Genomic DNA, 15,823 nt, shown 5'->3' on the forward strand with positions numbered 1-15,823 from the left:
CCTCCGCCGCCCGGCGCCGACCTGCCGCACCGACTGCGGATGCAGGCCTGGCCGGTCTCCAATGGGACGTCTACCAGCGAACCTTGCCGTCCGGCCTCCGACCGATGCGCTAGGCACGGTTCGACCCCTACGCAAGTCGCCCGTGCTGGGCCACACTTGATGGCCCGGTGCGGTGGGAGGCGGGGTGGAGTCGTACTTCTTTCTCAGCTATGCGCGAGCGGACGACGACGGGGCGGTGATCGCGAGGTTCTACCAGGACCTGCGGGCCGAGCTGGCCCGGCGGGATCCGGAGGCGGGGCGGCAGCCGTCGTTCCGGGACGTGGAGGAGATCTTCCTCGGGGCGGACTGGGAGCGGAAGCTGAGCCAGGCGATCAGCGGCTGCCGCGCGCTGGTGGCGCTGTATTCGCCGGCCTACTTCGCCAGCGTCTACTGCGGCAAGGAGTGGACCGCGTTCCGGGCCAGGACCGCCGCCTACCAGCGGGAGACCGGATGGGATCCCGGCGCGCTGCTGCCGGTGCTCTGGGAACCCGTGCCCGGCGGGCCGCCCGAGCCGGTCGGCGAAGTGCAGTACCGGGAGCCCGCGATGGGCGAGCGCTATGCGGAGCTGGGGCTGCGCCGACTGCTCGCCGAGGAGCCCGAAGGGCCCGACTGCCGGCGCGTGATCGAGGTGCTGGCCGAGCGGGTCAGCCGCGCCGCCGGCCGGATCCGGCTGCCCAGCCTGTCCGGGCTCAACCTGCGCGAACTGCAGGGCGTCTTCCCCGTCGAGCCGTCCCCTCCGGCGCCCAGCGAACCGGTGGCGGACACACCGGCGCCCCCGAGCCACCTCTTCGTCAGCTACGCGCCCGCCGAACGGATGTGGGCGGAGTGGGCGGTAGCCGAGCTCACCGCGCTCGGCTACCGCAGCTCACTGCACAGCCTCAGCCGGAGCACTGACGGACCGTCAGAGGAGATCGACTGGACGTTGGCCGGCCAGGGCCGGGTGGTCGCCCTGCTCTCCGGCGACTACCTGCGCCACCCCCGCGCCGCCGAACTCTGGCGCGCCCTGGCCGGACACGAGGTGGCCCGCGGGGTGAGCGCCCTGGTGCCGCTGCGGGTCAGGGAGTTGGACGGCCCACTGCCCAGGCTGTTCGCCGAGCGCCCGGTCGGCGACCTGGTCGGCAGCACCGCCGCCGACTCCACCGCCCGCCTCGCCACCGCCGTCGGCCGGCTCCCGACTGCCGCACCACCGACCGGCGGTGAGCCCGCCCGGCACCCCGGCGCGCTACCGGAGGTGCTCGACGTCCCGGCCCGCAACACCGCGTTCACCGGCCGCGACGGCGAGTTGGAGGCGCTGCGCGAGGGCTTCACCGGCGGCGGCCGAACCGTCCAGGTGGTCACCGGCCTGGGCGGCGTCGGCAAGACCCAGACCGCCGCCGAATACGCCCACCGCTTCCGGGCCGGCTACGACCTGATCTGGTGGATCGCCGCCCAGCAGGTCGAATACCTCGCCCCGCAACTCGCCGCGCTGGCCCCCTGGCTGGGCCTGGAAACCGGCGACGACAGCGCCGACACCGCCGGCCGGGTGCTCGCCGCCCTGCACCGCGGCGAGCCCTACCGGCGCTGGCTGCTGGTGCTGGACAACGCCGGCCCGCCCGAGCAGCTCACCCGCTGGCTGCTCGACGGCCCGGTCGGCGGCCATGTGCTGATCACCTCCCGGGACCCCGGCTGGAACCGGCGCGCCGCCGTGCTCGAACTCGGCGTTTTCCGCCGCTCCGAGAGCCTGCGGCTGCTGCGCCGCCACAACCCCGGGCTCAGCGAGCAGTCGGCCGGCCAGGTCGCCGGCCAGCTCGGCGACCTCCCGCTGGCCATCGCCCAGGCCGCCGCCTGGCTGCAGGAGAGCGGCATGCCGGTGGCCGGCTACCTCGACCTGCTCTCCGTCACCCTCACCGAGATCCTGGACCGCACCCGGCTGCCCGAGGCCGAATACCCGCGGTCGGTCGCCGCCACCTGGCTGCTCTCCCTGGAGGAGCTGCGCCGCGGCAACGCCCGGGCCGCCGACCTGCTGGAGGTCTGCGCGCACTTCGGCCCGGAGCCGATCCCCACCGCCCTGCTGTTCAGCCCGCCGCTGCTGCACCGCCTGGGGCTCGGCCGCGACCCGCTCAGCGCCCGGCTGGAACTCGGCGAACTGGTCCGCACCATCCACCGCACCGGCCTGGCCAGGGCCGACGCGGGCCGCGAGTCACTGACCGTCCATCGACTCGTCCAGGCCGTGGTCCGCGACCAGGTGCCCGAGGAGCGCCGCGGCGAGCTGCGCCGCACCGCCCAACTTGCGCTCGCCGCCGTGGCCCCGCAGGACCCGGACGCCGCCGACACCTGGCAGGCCTTCGCCGAACTGCTGCCGCACCTGTGGCCGAGCGGCGCCGCCGACTCGGGCGAGGCCGAGGTGCGCCAACTGCTGGTCAACGCGGTGCGCCACCTGTGGAAGACCGGCCTCGGCGAGGAGGCCAGGGAGCTGGCCGAACGCACCCTGGAGGGCTGGTCCGAGGCCAGCCCGGACGGCGGACGGGTGCCGTCCGACGGCCTGTACGCCGGGATGCTGCGGGTGCAGCTCGCCAATGTGCTGCGCGACCAGGGCGAGTTCCAGGAGAGCTACGCCATCGACCGGGCTGCCCATGACCGGTTCCGCCGCGAGCTGGGCCCCCGGCATCTGCAGACCCTGATCGCGGCCAGCAACCTGGGCTGCGACCTGCGGATGCTCGGCCGGCTCCAGGAAGCCCGGGTGCTCGACCAGGAGAGCCTGGAGGCGGGCGAGCAGTCGCTCGGCCGGACCCATCCGCGGGTCGTGATGATGACGCACAACCTGGGCGTCTCCGAGGCGCTGGCCGGCAACTGGGGGCGGGCGCTGGACCTCTACCGGCGCGGCTACCTGGGCCAGCGCCGCCTGTTCGGGCCCACCGATCCGCGCGCCCTGGTCGACGCCACCACCTACGGCATGGCGCTGCAGAAGACCGGGCGGCTGCGCGAGGCACTGGAGCTGTTGGAAGTCATCGTGCAGACCTACCGGCGCACCGTCAGCAGGCGGTACACCGGCGGCCTGTTCGCCGGCGCCCGACTTGCCGCGGCCTACTACCGGTTCGCCCGGTACGAGGAGGCCGGTGAGCTCGCCTACGCGGCACACGAGGGCTTCCTGGAGATGATCGGCCGCAGCAGCTGGTACACCCTTTCGGCGGCCAACACCCTGGCAGCCGTCCGGCACGCCCAGGACGACGTGGCGGCGGCCGTGCGGACCGCTGCGCTCGCCCATCGGGCCGGCCAGGACCACTACGGCGGCGACCACCCGATCGCCCTCGGACTGGCCGCCAACCTCGCCGTTCACCTGCGCGGCGCCGGCAGCACCGGCGAAGCCAGGGCGCTGGCCGACGCGGCGGTGGCCGGGCTGACCCAAGCACTCGGCGCGGAGCACTGCTACCTGGGCCCGGCCCTGGTCAACCAGGCGACCGCACTGGCCGACCGGGGCGATCCGGACCGGGCGGTCACCCTGGGGCGGCGGGCCGCGCGCCTGCTCGTCACCGCGTTCGGGCCCTCGCACTACGACGTCCTCACGGCGCGCGCCAACCTCGCCCTCGACCTGGCCGCGCTGGGGCACCAGGACCAGGCCGCCGAGCTGACCGCCGCCTGCACCCGCGAGGCCACCGCCGCGCTGGGGGCCGGCCATCCGCTGACCCGGGCGGTGGCGGCGGGGGAGCGGCTGTCGGCACACCTGGACTTGTGCGACTTGTAGCGGGTCGGGCCGGCCGGTGCGTCGCTATGCTGTGCGGGCCATGACTGCCCCCGGGACCACAGCCGAGCCGGCGGCGCTGCGAACTGCCGCGCTGGACCTGCGCGTACTGCGGGCCGTCCCATTTGCGACGGTTTGCGTGCTGCTGGCGGCCGGCGGGCACCTGCTCGGCTCCGGCAGCGCGATTCCCTGGCCGGCGATGCTCTTCGGGTGGCTGCTGGCCTTGGCGGCCGCCATCCACGGCGCGCGCCGGGAGCGCGGTCTGCGGGCGATCACCGGCGGGCTGGCGGGCGGTCAGCTGGTGCTGCACCTGCTCTTCGCCCTCGCCCAGGCGGTACGGGACGCGCCAACTGCCCCCGCAATGCCGGGTATGCCCGGAATGCCTGGCATGTCCGATGGTGCGCCACTGAGTCACGCCGCATTCGGCATCACCCCGGGCATGCTGATCGGCCATCTGCTCGCGACCGCCGCGGCCGGCTGGTGGCTGCGCCGCGGCGAGGCGGTGCTCTGGCACCTGGCCGGCAGCGCCACCCGGGCGGCAGTCGAGGCGACCCGGCGGTGCGCGGCAGCGCTGGACACCGTGCTGGCGCTGCTCACCGCCGGGCGTGCCACCGGGACGCCCGGCGCGGTCAGGACTTCGGCCGTGGCGCGGCCGCCGCGCCGACCCGGGGCGGTGGCGCTGCGGCACGTGGTGGTCAGGCGTGGTCCACCGGTGGCGGCGGCTCGCTGAACGGCACCCGCCGTCACGAGCCGACCCGGCCGACCGACCACAGCCAGCCGAATCGGAGTACCCCCATGTCCAAAACCCGCCACACCCGCACCGTCCGCAGCACCGCCGCCCTCGCCCTGGCCGGCGCGACCGTGCTGCTCACCGCGCTGCCCGCGTCCGCGCACGTGACCGTGCAGCCGTCCACCGTCGCGGCGAACGCCACCGACCAGACCTTCGCCTTCCGGGTGCCCAACGAGCAGGACAACGCCAACACGGTGAAGGTGGAGATCGACTTCCCGACCGACCACCCGATCCCGTCCGCCCTGGTCGCCCCCGTGCCCGGCTGGACCGACCAGATCCAGACCACCAAGCTGGCCACCCCGATCCACACCGACGACGGCGACATCACCGACGTGGTGTCGCAGATCGTCTGGACCGGCGGGCAGATCACCCCGAACCACTACCAGGACTTCACCGTCGACTTCGGCGCGCTGCCGGACGGCACGGACCAGGTGGTGTTCAAGGCCCTGCAGACCTACAGCGACGGCAGCGTGGTGCGCTGGATCGACGAGCAGAAGGCCGGCCAGCCCGCGCCGGAGCATCCGGCGCCGGTGCTGCACCTCACCGCGGCGGGCGCCTCCGCCGGCCCGGCCGCCGCGCCGGTCTCCTCGGCCAAGCCGGCCGCGGCCTCGGCGAGTGACAGCGACTCCACCGCGCGGACCCTCGGCATCGTGGGCATCGTGGTGGGCGCGCTGGGCGTCGCCGCCGCCGTCCTGATGGGCCGACGCGGACGGACCGCGGACGGCAAGTGAGTCGACCGGCTGCCGGGGCCCCGGCCCCGGCAGCCGCCCCAACACCCGGTGACCCGGGCATCTGGCGCCCGGCACCTACACAGCCGTTGCTCCCGATGCCCGCTCGACGTGTACCAGCAGACGGTATCCAGCTACCTGGCACGTTCCCAGCGGCCGTCGATTGAGCTTCGGCCGGAGCCGCCCGGGCGACGATGTGACCCGCTAGGCCGCTCCTCCTCTTGGTCGCGCCTCGCGACGGCCACTGCGTCTTCATTTTGTCGGGGCAGTAGTGTGTGCGAGGCGTGAAGGAGGTTTGATGCTTGCTGGGCCTGGGTTCTGGGATGCGGAGATTACGGCTGCGGGGTGGTCGCGGGTGTTCTCGCCGGGGCTCGCGGAGTTTCCGGAATTGGCGGCGCGCGGCGCCGTGTGGGGGCGGAACGCGTATGTCCGGGGCGGCGACCGCCTGGTGATGGAGTGGTCGGACTCGGTCACGCTGGCCGTGGTCCTGGTGAACGGAGTGCCGCGACAGGTGAGGTCCGAGGAGGACTTGGTGACCCTGATCAAACCCTGATTTCGGGAGCCACACCCTGGATCCGGGAACCAGATCTCCCGGATATCGCGTTATCGGCGACACGGACCCGGCAGCGGCCGGGGAACGGGAGCATGCGGGATCATGACGGAGGAGTGTCCATGAGTGTGGCGCTGACGAAGGGCGGCAACGTCTCCCTGGGTCGGCAGGCGCCGGGCCTTGGCACGGTGCTGGTCGGGCTGGGGTGGACGGCCGATCCGGCGTACGAGCTCGACGCCAGCGCCCTGCTCTGCGACCGCGACGGGCGGGTCCTGTCCGACCGCCACTTCGTCTTCTTCAACAACCTGCGCAGCCCCGACGGCTCGGTCTGGCACCTGGGCGGCCCGGCCGCCGACGGCGATGCGAGTGACCGGCAGCGGATCGAGGTCGAGCTGACCGCCGTGCCGGCCGAGGTCGAGAGGATCGTCTTCGCGGTCGCGCTCTACGAGGCGGCGCAGCGCCGGCAGAGCTTCGCGCGGGTGCGGTCGGCGTACATCCGGATCACCGACCCAGGCAGTGGCCTGGAGATCGCCCGCTACCAGTTGGCGGACGAGGCCGGCACCGAGACCGCGATGGTGTTCGGCGAGCTCTACCGGCACAGCGGGGACTGGAAGTTCCGCGCGGTCGGCCAGGGCTACGCCAGCGGGCTCGCGGGGATCGCCGCCGACTACGGGGTGGTGGCGCTGCAGCCGGCCGCCGCAGCGCCCACCGACCAGGTGCCCGCCGCCGTGCCGGCAGCACCGGACCCGCCGGCCGCGGCCACCGCGGCGGCTCCTCCGGCCACCGCACCCGTGCCGCCGCCGGCGGCGGCCACCGAGCAAGCAATGACTGGGAGTTCACCCGTGACGTGTTTCTTCGACCCCTCGCACGGCGCCGGTGGAACGGCAGTGATCTGGACGCCGCAGTGGGGTGTGCCCCGGCAGATCCAGGCGTGTGCCGTCTGTGCCCAGCGGGTGCAGACCACGGTCCCGCCGTTCTACACCCCGCCGCAGCAGCAGGCCGGTTACCCGCAGCAGGCCCCGCAGGGCTACCCGCAGCACGCCGACCCCCGGCTGGCCGGCTACCAGCAGGGCTACCCGCAGCACGGCCAGGTGCCGCCGGACCAGCAACGCCGTTACGGAACCGGGGCGTTGATCGGCGCGGGCGTGGCCGGCGTGCTCGGCGGGGTGCTGCTGGACGAGGCGTTCAGCGACGACCGGCCGGAGGTCGTGGTCAACAACTACTACGAGGATGACGACGACGGCTTCTTCTGAGCGCGAAGTCTCGCGAGTCTTCGAGCAAGGAGCGGTGACCGGCCTGCCGGTTGCCGCTCCTTTGTCGTCGGACCCACCGCTGAACTGCTTCGGTGATCCACTGCTACCAACTCGCCGAACTCTCCGGCGGCGGCTGGCAGCGCGCGGCGGTCGCCCGGGCGTTCTACCGCTCGACGCTCAACCCCGGGCTGCTGATCCTGGACGAGCCGACCTCCGACCTCGACCCGCGCGCCGAGCACCGGATCCTGCACGCCCTGCGCGGCTTCGCACCCGGCCGGATCACCCTGCTGGTCACCCACAACATCGCCAACGCGGCGCTCGCGGACCGGGTGATCGTGCTGGACCAGGGGCGGATCGTGCAGAGCGGCAGTTGGCAGGAGCTGGCCGAGCAACCGACCGGGCTCTTCCGTGAGCTGCTCGACCTGCAGCGGGACCGTGCCATCCCGGGCCAGCGGCCGGCCGCCGCCTGATCCGACGGCGCGTCACCGGGCTCTGTCCCCACGGTGGAGCCCGGCGGTACGGCATGCTAGCTTTCTTCCTAGAGATCCTAGGAAGGGAAGCGCATGGCACGCGTAGGGCTCACCGCGGCCCGGCTCACCGAGGCGGCCGCGCAGCTGGCCGACGAGGTCGGCCTCGACCGGCTCACCGTCTCCGCCCTGGCCCGCCAGTTCGGCGTCAAGGACGCCAGCCTCTACTCCCACATCAAGAACCTGCGCGAGCTGCGGGTGCGGATCGCGCTGCTGGCGGCCGAGGAGATGAGCGAGAAGATCGCGCTCGCCGTGGCCGGCCGGGCCGGCAAGGACGCGCTGATCGCCTTCGCCGACGCCTACCGCGAGTTCGCGCTGGCCCACCCGGGCCGGTACGCCGCGACCCAGCTGCAGTTCGACCCGGAGGAGGTCGCCGACTCGGTCGGCGGGCGGCGCGGCGTCGAGCTGACCCTCGGTGTGCTGCGCGCCTACGGCCTCGCCGAGCCCGACCTCACCGACGCCGGCCGGCTGCTGCGCGCCGCCTTCCACGGCTACATCCAACTGGAGCTCAACCAGGGCTTCGCGCACAGCCGTCCCGTGCAGCAGTCCTGGTCCCGATCCCTCGACGCGCTCCATGTGGCGCTCTCCAACTGGCCGACCCGACCCACCGGGAGCACCGAATGACGACCACCGACCAGCTCAAGGTCCCCGGCGCCACCCTGCACCACGAGCACCGCGGCGCCGGCCCGGTGCTGCTGCTGATACCCGGCGGCGCGGGCGATGCCGGCCTCTACGCGGGCCTGGCCGAACGCCTCGCCGCACACTGGACGGTGGTCTGCTACGACCCGCGCGGGCTCTCCCGCAGCCCGCTCGACGGCCCGCTCACCGACCAGCGGGTGGAGGTGTGGAGTGACGACGCCCGTCGGCTCCTCGACCTGTACTCGCCCGACGAGCCCGCCACCGTCTTCGGCAGCAGCTCCGGCGCCATCGTGGCCCTCGACCTGCTGGCCCGCCACCCCGAGCGGGTGCGGCGCGTGGTGGCCCACGAGCCGCCGCTGCTGGAACTGCTCGCCGACCCCGCCCCGTTCCGGACGTTGTTCGCCGAGACCGCCGAACTCTCGCGCACCGCCGGGCCGGCCGCCGCCATGGCCCACCTCGGCGCCGGGCTGGGCGGCGAACAGCCCGACGACGCCGGGCAGGACGATCGGGCGGCCACCGAACTGCCGCCGGAGATCCAGGAGATGGCCCCGCGGATGGCCGCCAACATGCCGGTCTTCATGGAGCGGATGCTCCATCAGTTCGCCACCACCGCACTGGACTTGGACAAGCTGCACCCGGTCGCCGACCGGCTGGTGCTCGCAGCAGGCCGGGACTCGCGCGGGCTCCCCGCCTTCCATGGCCCTGCCGCCCGGCTCGCCGAACTGCTCGACGCCGCGCTGGTGGAGTTCCCCGGCGGCCACCTCGGCAGCGTCGAGCACCCTGCGGAGTTCGCCGAGTTGCTGCACCGGACGCTGCGCTGAGCCGGGCGGCCGCCGGGGGCCGGGGCTACGGCCGGGCGTAAGGCCGGGTCAGGATCTCCATGTTGTGGCCGTCGGGGTCGGTGAAGTAGGCCCCGTGGCCACCGAACCAGTCGTTGACCTTGCCGGGCTCGGTGTGGTGCGGGTCGGCGAAGTAGGTCACCCCGGCCGCCTCCAGCCGGGCGATCATCGCGTCGAACTGGTCGTCAGGCACCAGGAACGCGTAGTGCTGGCTCTGGACCGGCTGGTCGCGCATCTCGTAGAAGTCCAGGGTCACGCCGTTGCCGAGGTCGATGGGCAGGAACGGGCCGAACGGCGCGCTGATCTCCAGGCCGAGGATCCCGGCGAGGAACTCGGCCGAACGCTGACGGTCGGAGGCGAGGACCACGGTGTGGTTCAACTGGACGGTGCTGACGGGCACCTGCGGCTGCTGAGCAGTCATCACAGAATTCTCCAGGTCTGGGAGTGCTGTTGAAAGCGAAGAACAGAACCTGGAGGTGGCGGGGCCCTGGCCCGCCTCGCGCTCACGCCGAGGCCGGGAACCCAACTCGTGTGTGGCCCAAGGCCGACCCGGCAGTCACGAGCCCGACTCTACCCAGCGCCGCAGGTCGGGGCAACCGACGCGCCGCGACCTTGGCCGTCACCCGGACGAAGGCCGCCAACGCCGGGCAAGTGCTCCGCTCCGGCCAGGCCAGCACCACGGTGGCCGGCGGTGCGTCGCAGACTGGGACGCAGACCAGGCCGCTGCGCATGTGATTGCGCACCGAGTCCGGCACCACCGCCACCGCCTGGCCCAGCGTGATCAGCTGCATCAGCTGGGCGGCGTCCCGCACCTCGGGCCCATCGCCGTAGAGCGCGGGCCGGCCGCGCCAGCGGGCGACCGGTTCACCCACCAGGTCGGCCAGGTGGAGCTCCTGACGGTCCGCCAGCCGATGGCTGCTCGGCAGCAGTGCCAACAGTCGCTCCTCCAGCAGCGGTTCGACATCGAGACCGGTGAAGTCCTCGACCGGATGGTGCAGGAACGCCACATCCGCCGAGCCGTCCCGCAGCGCGGCCACCCGCTCGTCCTGGTCGCAGAGCTTGATCTCGACCGGAACGGCGGCCGGGTCCTCGGGATAGGCCGCCAGGATCTCGGGCAGCAGATCGGAGTCCCCGCCCGGCTTCAGCGCCACCACCAGCCGAGCGTCCCGCTCCGCCGCCCGCTTGGTGCGCCGCACCGCGGCCTCGGCCGCCTCCAGCACGCTGACCGCCTCCCGCGCCAGCACCGCGCCGGCCGAGGTGAGCCGCACCCCGCCGGAGTGCCGGACCAGCAGCTCGACACCGAGGCGGCGCTCCAGCTGCCGGACCGCCCGGGAGAGCGGCGGCTGGGCGATCCCCAGCCGGGCGGCCGCCCGCCCGATGTGCAGTTCCTCGGCCACCGCACGGAAGTAGGCCAGTTCCCGGGTTTCGACGCGTTCCACCCACCGATCCTCGCACGGCAACCGAGCAGCCGAAAGGCGCGGTGGTCGGCCAGGGTATCGAGCGATACCCGAGACGGTCTGGCCGATGCTGCCGCCCCGATGGTCCAGTTGAGCCATGAACGAGACCATTTCCCTGGTGACCGGTGCCAACCGAGGCATCGGTTACCAGATCGCCGCCCAACTCGCCGACCGCGGCTGCACCGTCCTGATGGGTGTCCGCACGCCACGCGCCGACTGGCAGCCGCCGGCCGGCCGGGTCCACCAACTCCGCCTGGACGTCACCGATCCGGGCGATCGGGAGGCCGCGGCCGCCTGGATCACCGAACGGTTCGGCCGACTCGACGTGTTGGTCAACAATGCCGGGATCTCCGGCCCTCGGGACGGCCAACTGCCCAGCGCCACCGACCCGGCTGTGCTGCGCGAGGTCTTCGAGACCAATGTGGTCGCCGTGCTCGCCGTTACCAACGCGCTGCTGCCGCTGCTGCGCCGCTCCTCGGCGGGCCGGATCGTCAACGTCTCCAGTGGACTCGGCTCGCTGACCTGTCTGAGCGACCAGGCGACGGCCGCCGGCGGCCGACCGCCGTTCGTGGCCTACGCGCCCTCGAAGACCGCGCTCAACGCACTGACCGTGCAGTACGCCAAGGAGTTGCGGGCGGACGCCATCCTGGTCAACGCGGTGGCCCCGGGCGCCTGCGCCACCGACTTCGTCCAGGGACTGTCGTTCGCCCACACCATCACCCGCACCGCCGCCGAAGGCGCGGCGATCGCCGTGGAGTTGGCCACCCTGCCGCCCGGGGCCGACGGCCCGACCGGCGGCTTCTTCGACGACGACGGCCCGGTGCCCTGGTGACGGTCCGTCAGTCCAGCGTCACCACCAGCTTGCCGGTGGTGTGCCGCCGGGCGAAGTCGGTGCAGGCGGCCACCGCTTCGGCGAACGGGTAGCTGCGGCCCACGGTGGCGCGCAGCCGGCCCGCGGCGGCCTCCTCGGCGACATCGCGCATGGTGGCGAGCCGGCCCGCCATGTCGAGGACCAGGGTCACGGTGACGTCCGGTCGGCCCGCCGCGTCCTCGCCGGGCGGCGGGAAGGTGATGGTGAGCAGCCGGCCGCCGGCGCGCAGGGTGCTGCCGAGCCCGGTGAGCCGGTCGCTGGGCAGCACCAGGTTGAGCACGGCGTCCACGCCGTCGGGATGGCTCGCGCGCACCACCGCCGGAACGTCCGCGTGCCGGTAGTCGATGACCTCCGTAGCGCCCAGCCGGCGCAGCAGCGCGGTCTCCTCGGCGGTGCCGGTCGCGATGACGTGCGCCCCGGCGGCGGCCAGCGGCGGCAGCAGGGTGGTGCCGACCCCGCCGCCGGCGCCCACCACCAGGATCCGTTCGCCGGGTAGCACCTCGGCCTGGGCGAGCAGCGCCAGCGCGGTGAGGCCGGCGGTGGCGAGCGCGGCCGCCTGGGTGGTGGACACGGCGCTCGGACGGTGCGCGATGAGCGGCGTGTCCGCCTCGACCACCGCGTACCGCGCGAGCATTCCGGTGCCCAGGCTCGGGCGCGCCGGGTCCGCCATCGGGCGCAGCACCCGGGGGAGTGCCAGCCCGAACACCTCGTCGCCCACCGCGTACCCGGTGACGCCCAGCCCCACCTCGGTGACGGTTCCGGCGAAGTTGTTGCCCGGGACGTGCGGGAAGGGCAGCTCCAGCGTGTCGCGGAAGTCCCCGCCGGGCAGCACCAGGTCCGCCGGGTTGAGCGAGGCCGCGGCCACCCGCACCTGGAGCTGCCCGGGCCCCGGGTGCGGTATCGGCAGTTCGGCAAGGGCGAACTGCTCGGGCGGGCCGTAGTCGCGCGCGATCACGGCCGTCATCACATCGTTCACGTGGGATCCCCCAAGAACCTGCCAACCGGACCACCCGGTCAGGTTGCTGACGCTACGACAACCGGACCGGGTGGTCAACTTAGCCGGGGGTCAGCTCTCGGTCAGCCGGGCCAGCACCGCCGCCATCGCCCGCCGCACGCCCTCGCGGGCCTCCTCGGTGTGGTCCGTGGTCTCGAAGCCGTGGCGGGTGCCGGGCAGGTCCACCAACTCGACGTCCGCGCCGCACTGTTCGGCGGCGGCCAGGAACTCCCCGACGGTGGCCGCGAACGCCGGGTCCTCCAGGCCCACCCGGGTGAGGACCAGCGGCAGCCGGCCCGCCTTCACCACCGCCTGCACCGGACGGAACCGGGAGTCGACGGCTCCCCAGCTCGGCGGCGGCGCCAACACCGGATAGGAGGCGGCCAGGCAGCGCAGCCACGGCGGGGGAGCGGCCAGCCAGTCCGCCGTGAGCAGTCCGCCGCCGGAGAAGGCCCAGAGCGCGATCCGGTCCGGATCGACCCGGGGGTCCGCCCGGACCAGCTCCACCGCCTCGGCGACGTCCTGCGCGGCCCGCCCGAAATCGGCCGGCTCGTGCAGCCGGTGGTCCAGGGTCACCCCGACCACGCCGAGGCTCGCCGCGTAGCTGCCGTAGCCGATGAAGGTCGGCCAGTCCCTCGGTGTCGGCCGCATGCTCTCGGGAACCGGCCCGCCGTGCACGAAGACCACCGCCGGGTGGGGCTCCGCTGACGCGCCGTCGGGCGGATACAGGTCGACCCGGCCGATCCGCTCCCGGGGCCGCTCGGGCACCGGCAGCAGGAACTCCGCGGGCCGGTCGGGCTCGGCGGGCAGGGTCAGCCGATGGCCCTCGTCGGCCGCCGCCCGACGGAGCGTGTCCGCCAGCTCCCCAGGGCAGGACAGCATCGGCCAGTGGCCGGTGTCCAACTCGAAGAAGGTCACCCGGGGATCGACCAGAGCCCGCAACTGCGGGTCGCCGAAGCCCAGTCGGGTCTCCAGCATGGCAATGGTCGAACCGTTGGCACTGCACAGGACGCCGGTGGTCGCCGGGATCCGCTGATCCGGGGCGCCGAGCCGCAGCGGCTGGGTGAGGGTGCGCACGGGCTGCGGGGCGGCCAGCCGGGTGAGCCGCTCCAGGGCCGGCAGCGGCACCCCGGCGGTGCTGCCCCAGCGCGACCACTGGTCCAGGGCCGGCGCTGGGATCGGGCCGGCCTGCGGATCCTCGCGCAGCCGGTCGTGCAGGGTGTGGTCGGGCACCAGAGCCAGCGCGGGCGCGCCGTCGCGCGGCAGCCCGACATCCAGGTAGACGACCCGGGCGATCCGCTCGCGACGCCGGTCGGCCGCGCCCACCGCCGGGTGGATGCCGTAGCCGTGGCCGACCAGCACCACCTGCTCCTCCGGCAGATGGTCGATCAGCTGCACCACGTCCTCGACGTGAGTGGCCAGATCCGTGTCCGGACCGGCGAGATGGCGGCGGTGGCCGAGTCCGGTGAGCGTCACCGGATGGGCGCCGAAGCCGGCCGCCCGCAGCCGGTCCGCCGTCTCGCGCCAGATCCAGCCGCCGGTGTGGGCCTCGGACACCAGGACAAAAGCGATCATCATGCTCCTCCTTGCTCGGCGGGAGCATAGGAACTCCCCGTGCGGGAGGTTCAGCCATGACGGTGGTACGAACTGCCGCTACTCGAACGCCCCGTGCCGCCCGCTACTCGAACGCCCCGTGCCGCCCGCTGCCCTGGGCGAAGCGGCTGGCGCCCGCCACCGTGTCGGCGGCCAGCGAGACCTCGCCGCGCCGCCACTCGTTGGCGAGCGCCTGCCCCAGCGGCAGGCCGTGCTGCTCGTAGAGCGACAACCGGTCCTGGCGCAGGCAGGTCTGCGGAAAGCCGGCCAACTGCTCGGCCAGCGCGACCGCCTCCGACAGCGCCGCACCGGGGGCGCTGAGCCGGTTGGCCAGGCCGATCCGCAGCGCCTCCTCGGCCCCGACCGGCCGCCCGGTGAGGATCATGTCGAGAGCGTGGGATTCGCCGATCAGGCGCGGCAGCCGGACCGTGCCGCCGTCGATCAGCGGCACACCCCAGCGGCGGCAGAACACCCCGAACACCGCGTCCGGCGCGGCCACCCGCAGATCCGCCCAGATCGCCAGCTCCAGGCCGCCGGCGACCGCGTGGCCCTCCACGGCCGCGATCACCGGCTTGCCCAGCCGCAGCCGGGTGGGCCCCATCCCGGCGGGTCCCTCGCCGGGTGCGCCCACCACCACCTCGCCGCGCGCCACCGCCTTGAGGTCGGCGCCGGCGCAGAAGGTCCCGCCGCGGCCGTGCAGCACGGCGACGGCCGCCCGCGGATCGGCGTCGAAGGACCGGAACGCCTCGGTGAGCAGCGCGGCGTGCTCGGCGTCGACCGCGTTGCGCACCTCGGGTCGATCGAGGCTGATCACCGTGACCGGTCCGCGCCGTTCGAGCTGCACTGCCATCAACTGCCTCCTGGAAGTCAGGTACCGGGCCTCCCGAGGCTACCGGCGGTCAGCAGCAGCCCTGGCCGACGCCGCCGCCCTGCGGCGTCGTGCTGACGACCGCGGCGGGCGCGGACGACGCGATCCAGGCAGTGCCGCCCAGCGCGAGGACGAGCCCGCAGGCGGTGCCGATCAGCAAGGCGAGAACCTTCTTCATGGTGACCCCCGTGACTGTTGCAAGAAGAGTGAAGTCACCAGTGAATGAGGTGACTTGTGGTGCCCAGGTGATCCAATCGTGCTCTCGGGCGTCATGCAAGGGATCGGGACGGCGCTCCTCGAACGCTGTTCCCGGTTCCGCGTTTCCGGTGTCCCGGTAAGGCGCTTCGATCGGTTGCCGTCTCGCCGCCAAGCACCCCGCGATACGGTCGCCGCATGGCAGAGACCCGCTTGACCACGCCCTCCTACCTCGTGCTCGGCATCATCGACAGCCTGGGCGAGGCCAGCCCGTACGACGTCAAGGTGGAGGCGGCGCGCACCGTGGCGCCGTTCTGGTCGGTCCCGCACGCGCAGGTGTACGTACAGTGCGAGCGGCTGACCGATGCGGGACTGGTCTGCCAGGTGCGGCAGGAGGGCGGACGCAACCGGCGGGTGCTGGCTCTGACCGACGCCGGGCGCGAAGCGCTGGCGAAATGGCTGGCCGACCCGGAGTTCGTGCCCGTGGAGGCCCGCGAACGCGGCATCCTCAAGCTCTGGTTCGGCGGCCGGCCCAAGGTGCTGGCGCCCACTCAGATGGTCGAGCACCAAGCCACCCTGGCCGAGTACGAGGGCCTGGCCGAGAGCGTCGGCGACCAGCTGACCCGGGGGCAGCGCGAGGCGCTGGAGTTCGGCATCCGCTACGAGCGGATGATGGTCGACTTCTGGCAGTGGGTCGAGCGGCGCGAACCCTGACGGCCCTCCACTCGGACAGCCGGACAGCCGGACAGCCGGACAGCCGGA

At 73.5% G+C, this 15,823-nt stretch carries 16 protein-coding genes; 10 read left to right on the top strand and 6 right to left on the bottom strand.

Annotated elements, in window-relative coordinates; genetic code table 11:
• Window positions 1-184 precede the first annotated feature (184 nt).
• The 8 genes from fxsT (at window position 185) to P3T35_RS11580 (ending at window position 9,065) form a co-directional block, all read left to right on the top strand.
• On the top strand, window positions 185-3,760 hold the full coding sequence (gene fxsT, locus P3T35_RS11545; protein ID WP_180356829.1) for an FxSxx-COOH system tetratricopeptide repeat protein: 3,576 nt from the start codon (window positions 185-187) through the stop codon (window positions 3,758-3,760).
• Between the two features lie 40 nt (window positions 3,761-3,800).
• Window positions 3,801-4,487, top strand: coding sequence for a hypothetical protein (locus tag P3T35_RS11550; protein ID WP_143677039.1), 687 nt, complete (start codon window positions 3,801-3,803; stop codon window positions 4,485-4,487).
• Between the two features lie 65 nt (window positions 4,488-4,552).
• On the top strand, window positions 4,553-5,278 hold the full coding sequence (locus P3T35_RS11555; protein WP_101384622.1) for a YcnI family protein: 726 nt from the start codon (window positions 4,553-4,555) through the stop codon (window positions 5,276-5,278).
• 352 nt (window positions 5,279-5,630) lie between these two features.
• Complete coding sequence (locus P3T35_RS11560; protein ID WP_280705682.1) at window positions 5,631-5,828, top strand: hypothetical protein; 198 nt, start codon at window positions 5,631-5,633, stop codon at window positions 5,826-5,828.
• A 119-nt stretch (window positions 5,829-5,947) separates the two neighbouring features.
• Entirely contained in the window at window positions 5,948-7,078 is a 1,131-nt protein-coding gene (locus P3T35_RS11565; protein WP_101384624.1) for a TerD family protein, read from the top strand.
• Between the two features lie 92 nt (window positions 7,079-7,170).
• Window positions 7,171-7,548: an ATP-binding cassette domain-containing protein gene (locus P3T35_RS11570; RefSeq protein ID WP_101384625.1), complete on the top strand. Its 378-nt coding sequence runs from the start codon at window positions 7,171-7,173 to the stop codon at window positions 7,546-7,548.
• Between the two features lie 93 nt (window positions 7,549-7,641).
• Window positions 7,642-8,229, top strand: coding sequence for a TetR/AcrR family transcriptional regulator (locus P3T35_RS11575; RefSeq protein WP_101384626.1), 588 nt, complete (start codon window positions 7,642-7,644; stop codon window positions 8,227-8,229).
• The gene (locus tag P3T35_RS11580) at window positions 8,226-9,065 is read left to right on the top strand and encodes an alpha/beta hydrolase (protein ID WP_101384627.1); all 840 of its coding nucleotides are present in this window, start codon (window positions 8,226-8,228) and stop codon (window positions 9,063-9,065) included. The genes P3T35_RS11575 and P3T35_RS11580 overlap by 4 nt, the downstream gene beginning before the upstream one ends.
• A 25-nt stretch (window positions 9,066-9,090) precedes the next feature.
• Here the strand turns inward: P3T35_RS11580 and P3T35_RS11585 are convergent, their stop codons facing one another.
• Both P3T35_RS11585 and P3T35_RS11590 read right to left on the bottom strand, forming a co-directional pair.
• Window positions 9,091-9,504 (bottom strand): VOC family protein, encoded by a 414-nt coding sequence (locus P3T35_RS11585; RefSeq protein WP_101384628.1) that lies wholly within the window; start codon window positions 9,502-9,504, stop codon window positions 9,091-9,093.
• An 82-nt stretch (window positions 9,505-9,586) separates the two neighbouring features.
• On the bottom strand, window positions 9,587-10,522 hold the full coding sequence (locus tag P3T35_RS11590; protein ID WP_280705687.1) for a LysR substrate-binding domain-containing protein: 936 nt from the start codon (window positions 10,520-10,522) through the stop codon (window positions 9,587-9,589).
• A gap of 115 nt (window positions 10,523-10,637) precedes the next feature.
• Between P3T35_RS11590 and P3T35_RS11595 the strand changes: the two genes are divergently transcribed.
• On the top strand, window positions 10,638-11,372 hold the full coding sequence (locus P3T35_RS11595) for an SDR family NAD(P)-dependent oxidoreductase (protein WP_101384630.1): 735 nt from the start codon (window positions 10,638-10,640) through the stop codon (window positions 11,370-11,372).
• Between the two features lie 7 nt (window positions 11,373-11,379).
• Here P3T35_RS11595 and P3T35_RS11600 read toward each other — a convergent pair whose 3' ends face one another.
• The 4 genes from P3T35_RS11600 to P3T35_RS11615 form a co-directional block, all read right to left on the bottom strand.
• Window positions 11,380-12,387, bottom strand: a complete 1,008-nt coding sequence (locus P3T35_RS11600) for an NADP-dependent oxidoreductase (protein WP_280705691.1) — start codon at window positions 12,385-12,387, stop codon at window positions 11,380-11,382.
• Window positions 12,388-12,477: 90 nt separating this feature from the next.
• Entirely contained in the window at window positions 12,478-13,980 is a 1,503-nt protein-coding gene (locus tag P3T35_RS11605; RefSeq protein WP_101385592.1) for a dienelactone hydrolase family protein, read from the bottom strand.
• Window positions 13,981-14,083: 103 nt separating this feature from the next.
• The gene (locus tag P3T35_RS11610; protein WP_101384631.1) at window positions 14,084-14,848 is read right to left on the bottom strand and encodes a crotonase/enoyl-CoA hydratase family protein; all 765 of its coding nucleotides are present in this window, start codon (window positions 14,846-14,848) and stop codon (window positions 14,084-14,086) included.
• Window positions 14,849-14,897: 49 nt separating this feature from the next.
• Window positions 14,898-15,044, bottom strand: a complete 147-nt coding sequence (locus P3T35_RS11615; RefSeq protein ID WP_180356830.1) for a hypothetical protein — start codon at window positions 15,042-15,044, stop codon at window positions 14,898-14,900.
• Window positions 15,045-15,259: 215 nt separating this feature from the next.
• Here P3T35_RS11615 and P3T35_RS11620 point away from each other — a divergent pair, with 215 nt between their 5' ends.
• A complete protein-coding gene (locus tag P3T35_RS11620; RefSeq protein ID WP_101384632.1) occupies window positions 15,260-15,775 on the top strand; it encodes a helix-turn-helix transcriptional regulator in 516 nt (171 codons plus the stop codon).
• Window positions 15,776-15,823: the final 48 nt, after the last annotated feature.

Source organism: Kitasatospora sp. GP30 (genome assembly GCF_029892145.1).
Classification (GTDB): domain Bacteria; phylum Actinomycetota; class Actinomycetes; order Streptomycetales; family Streptomycetaceae; genus Kitasatospora; species Kitasatospora acidiphila.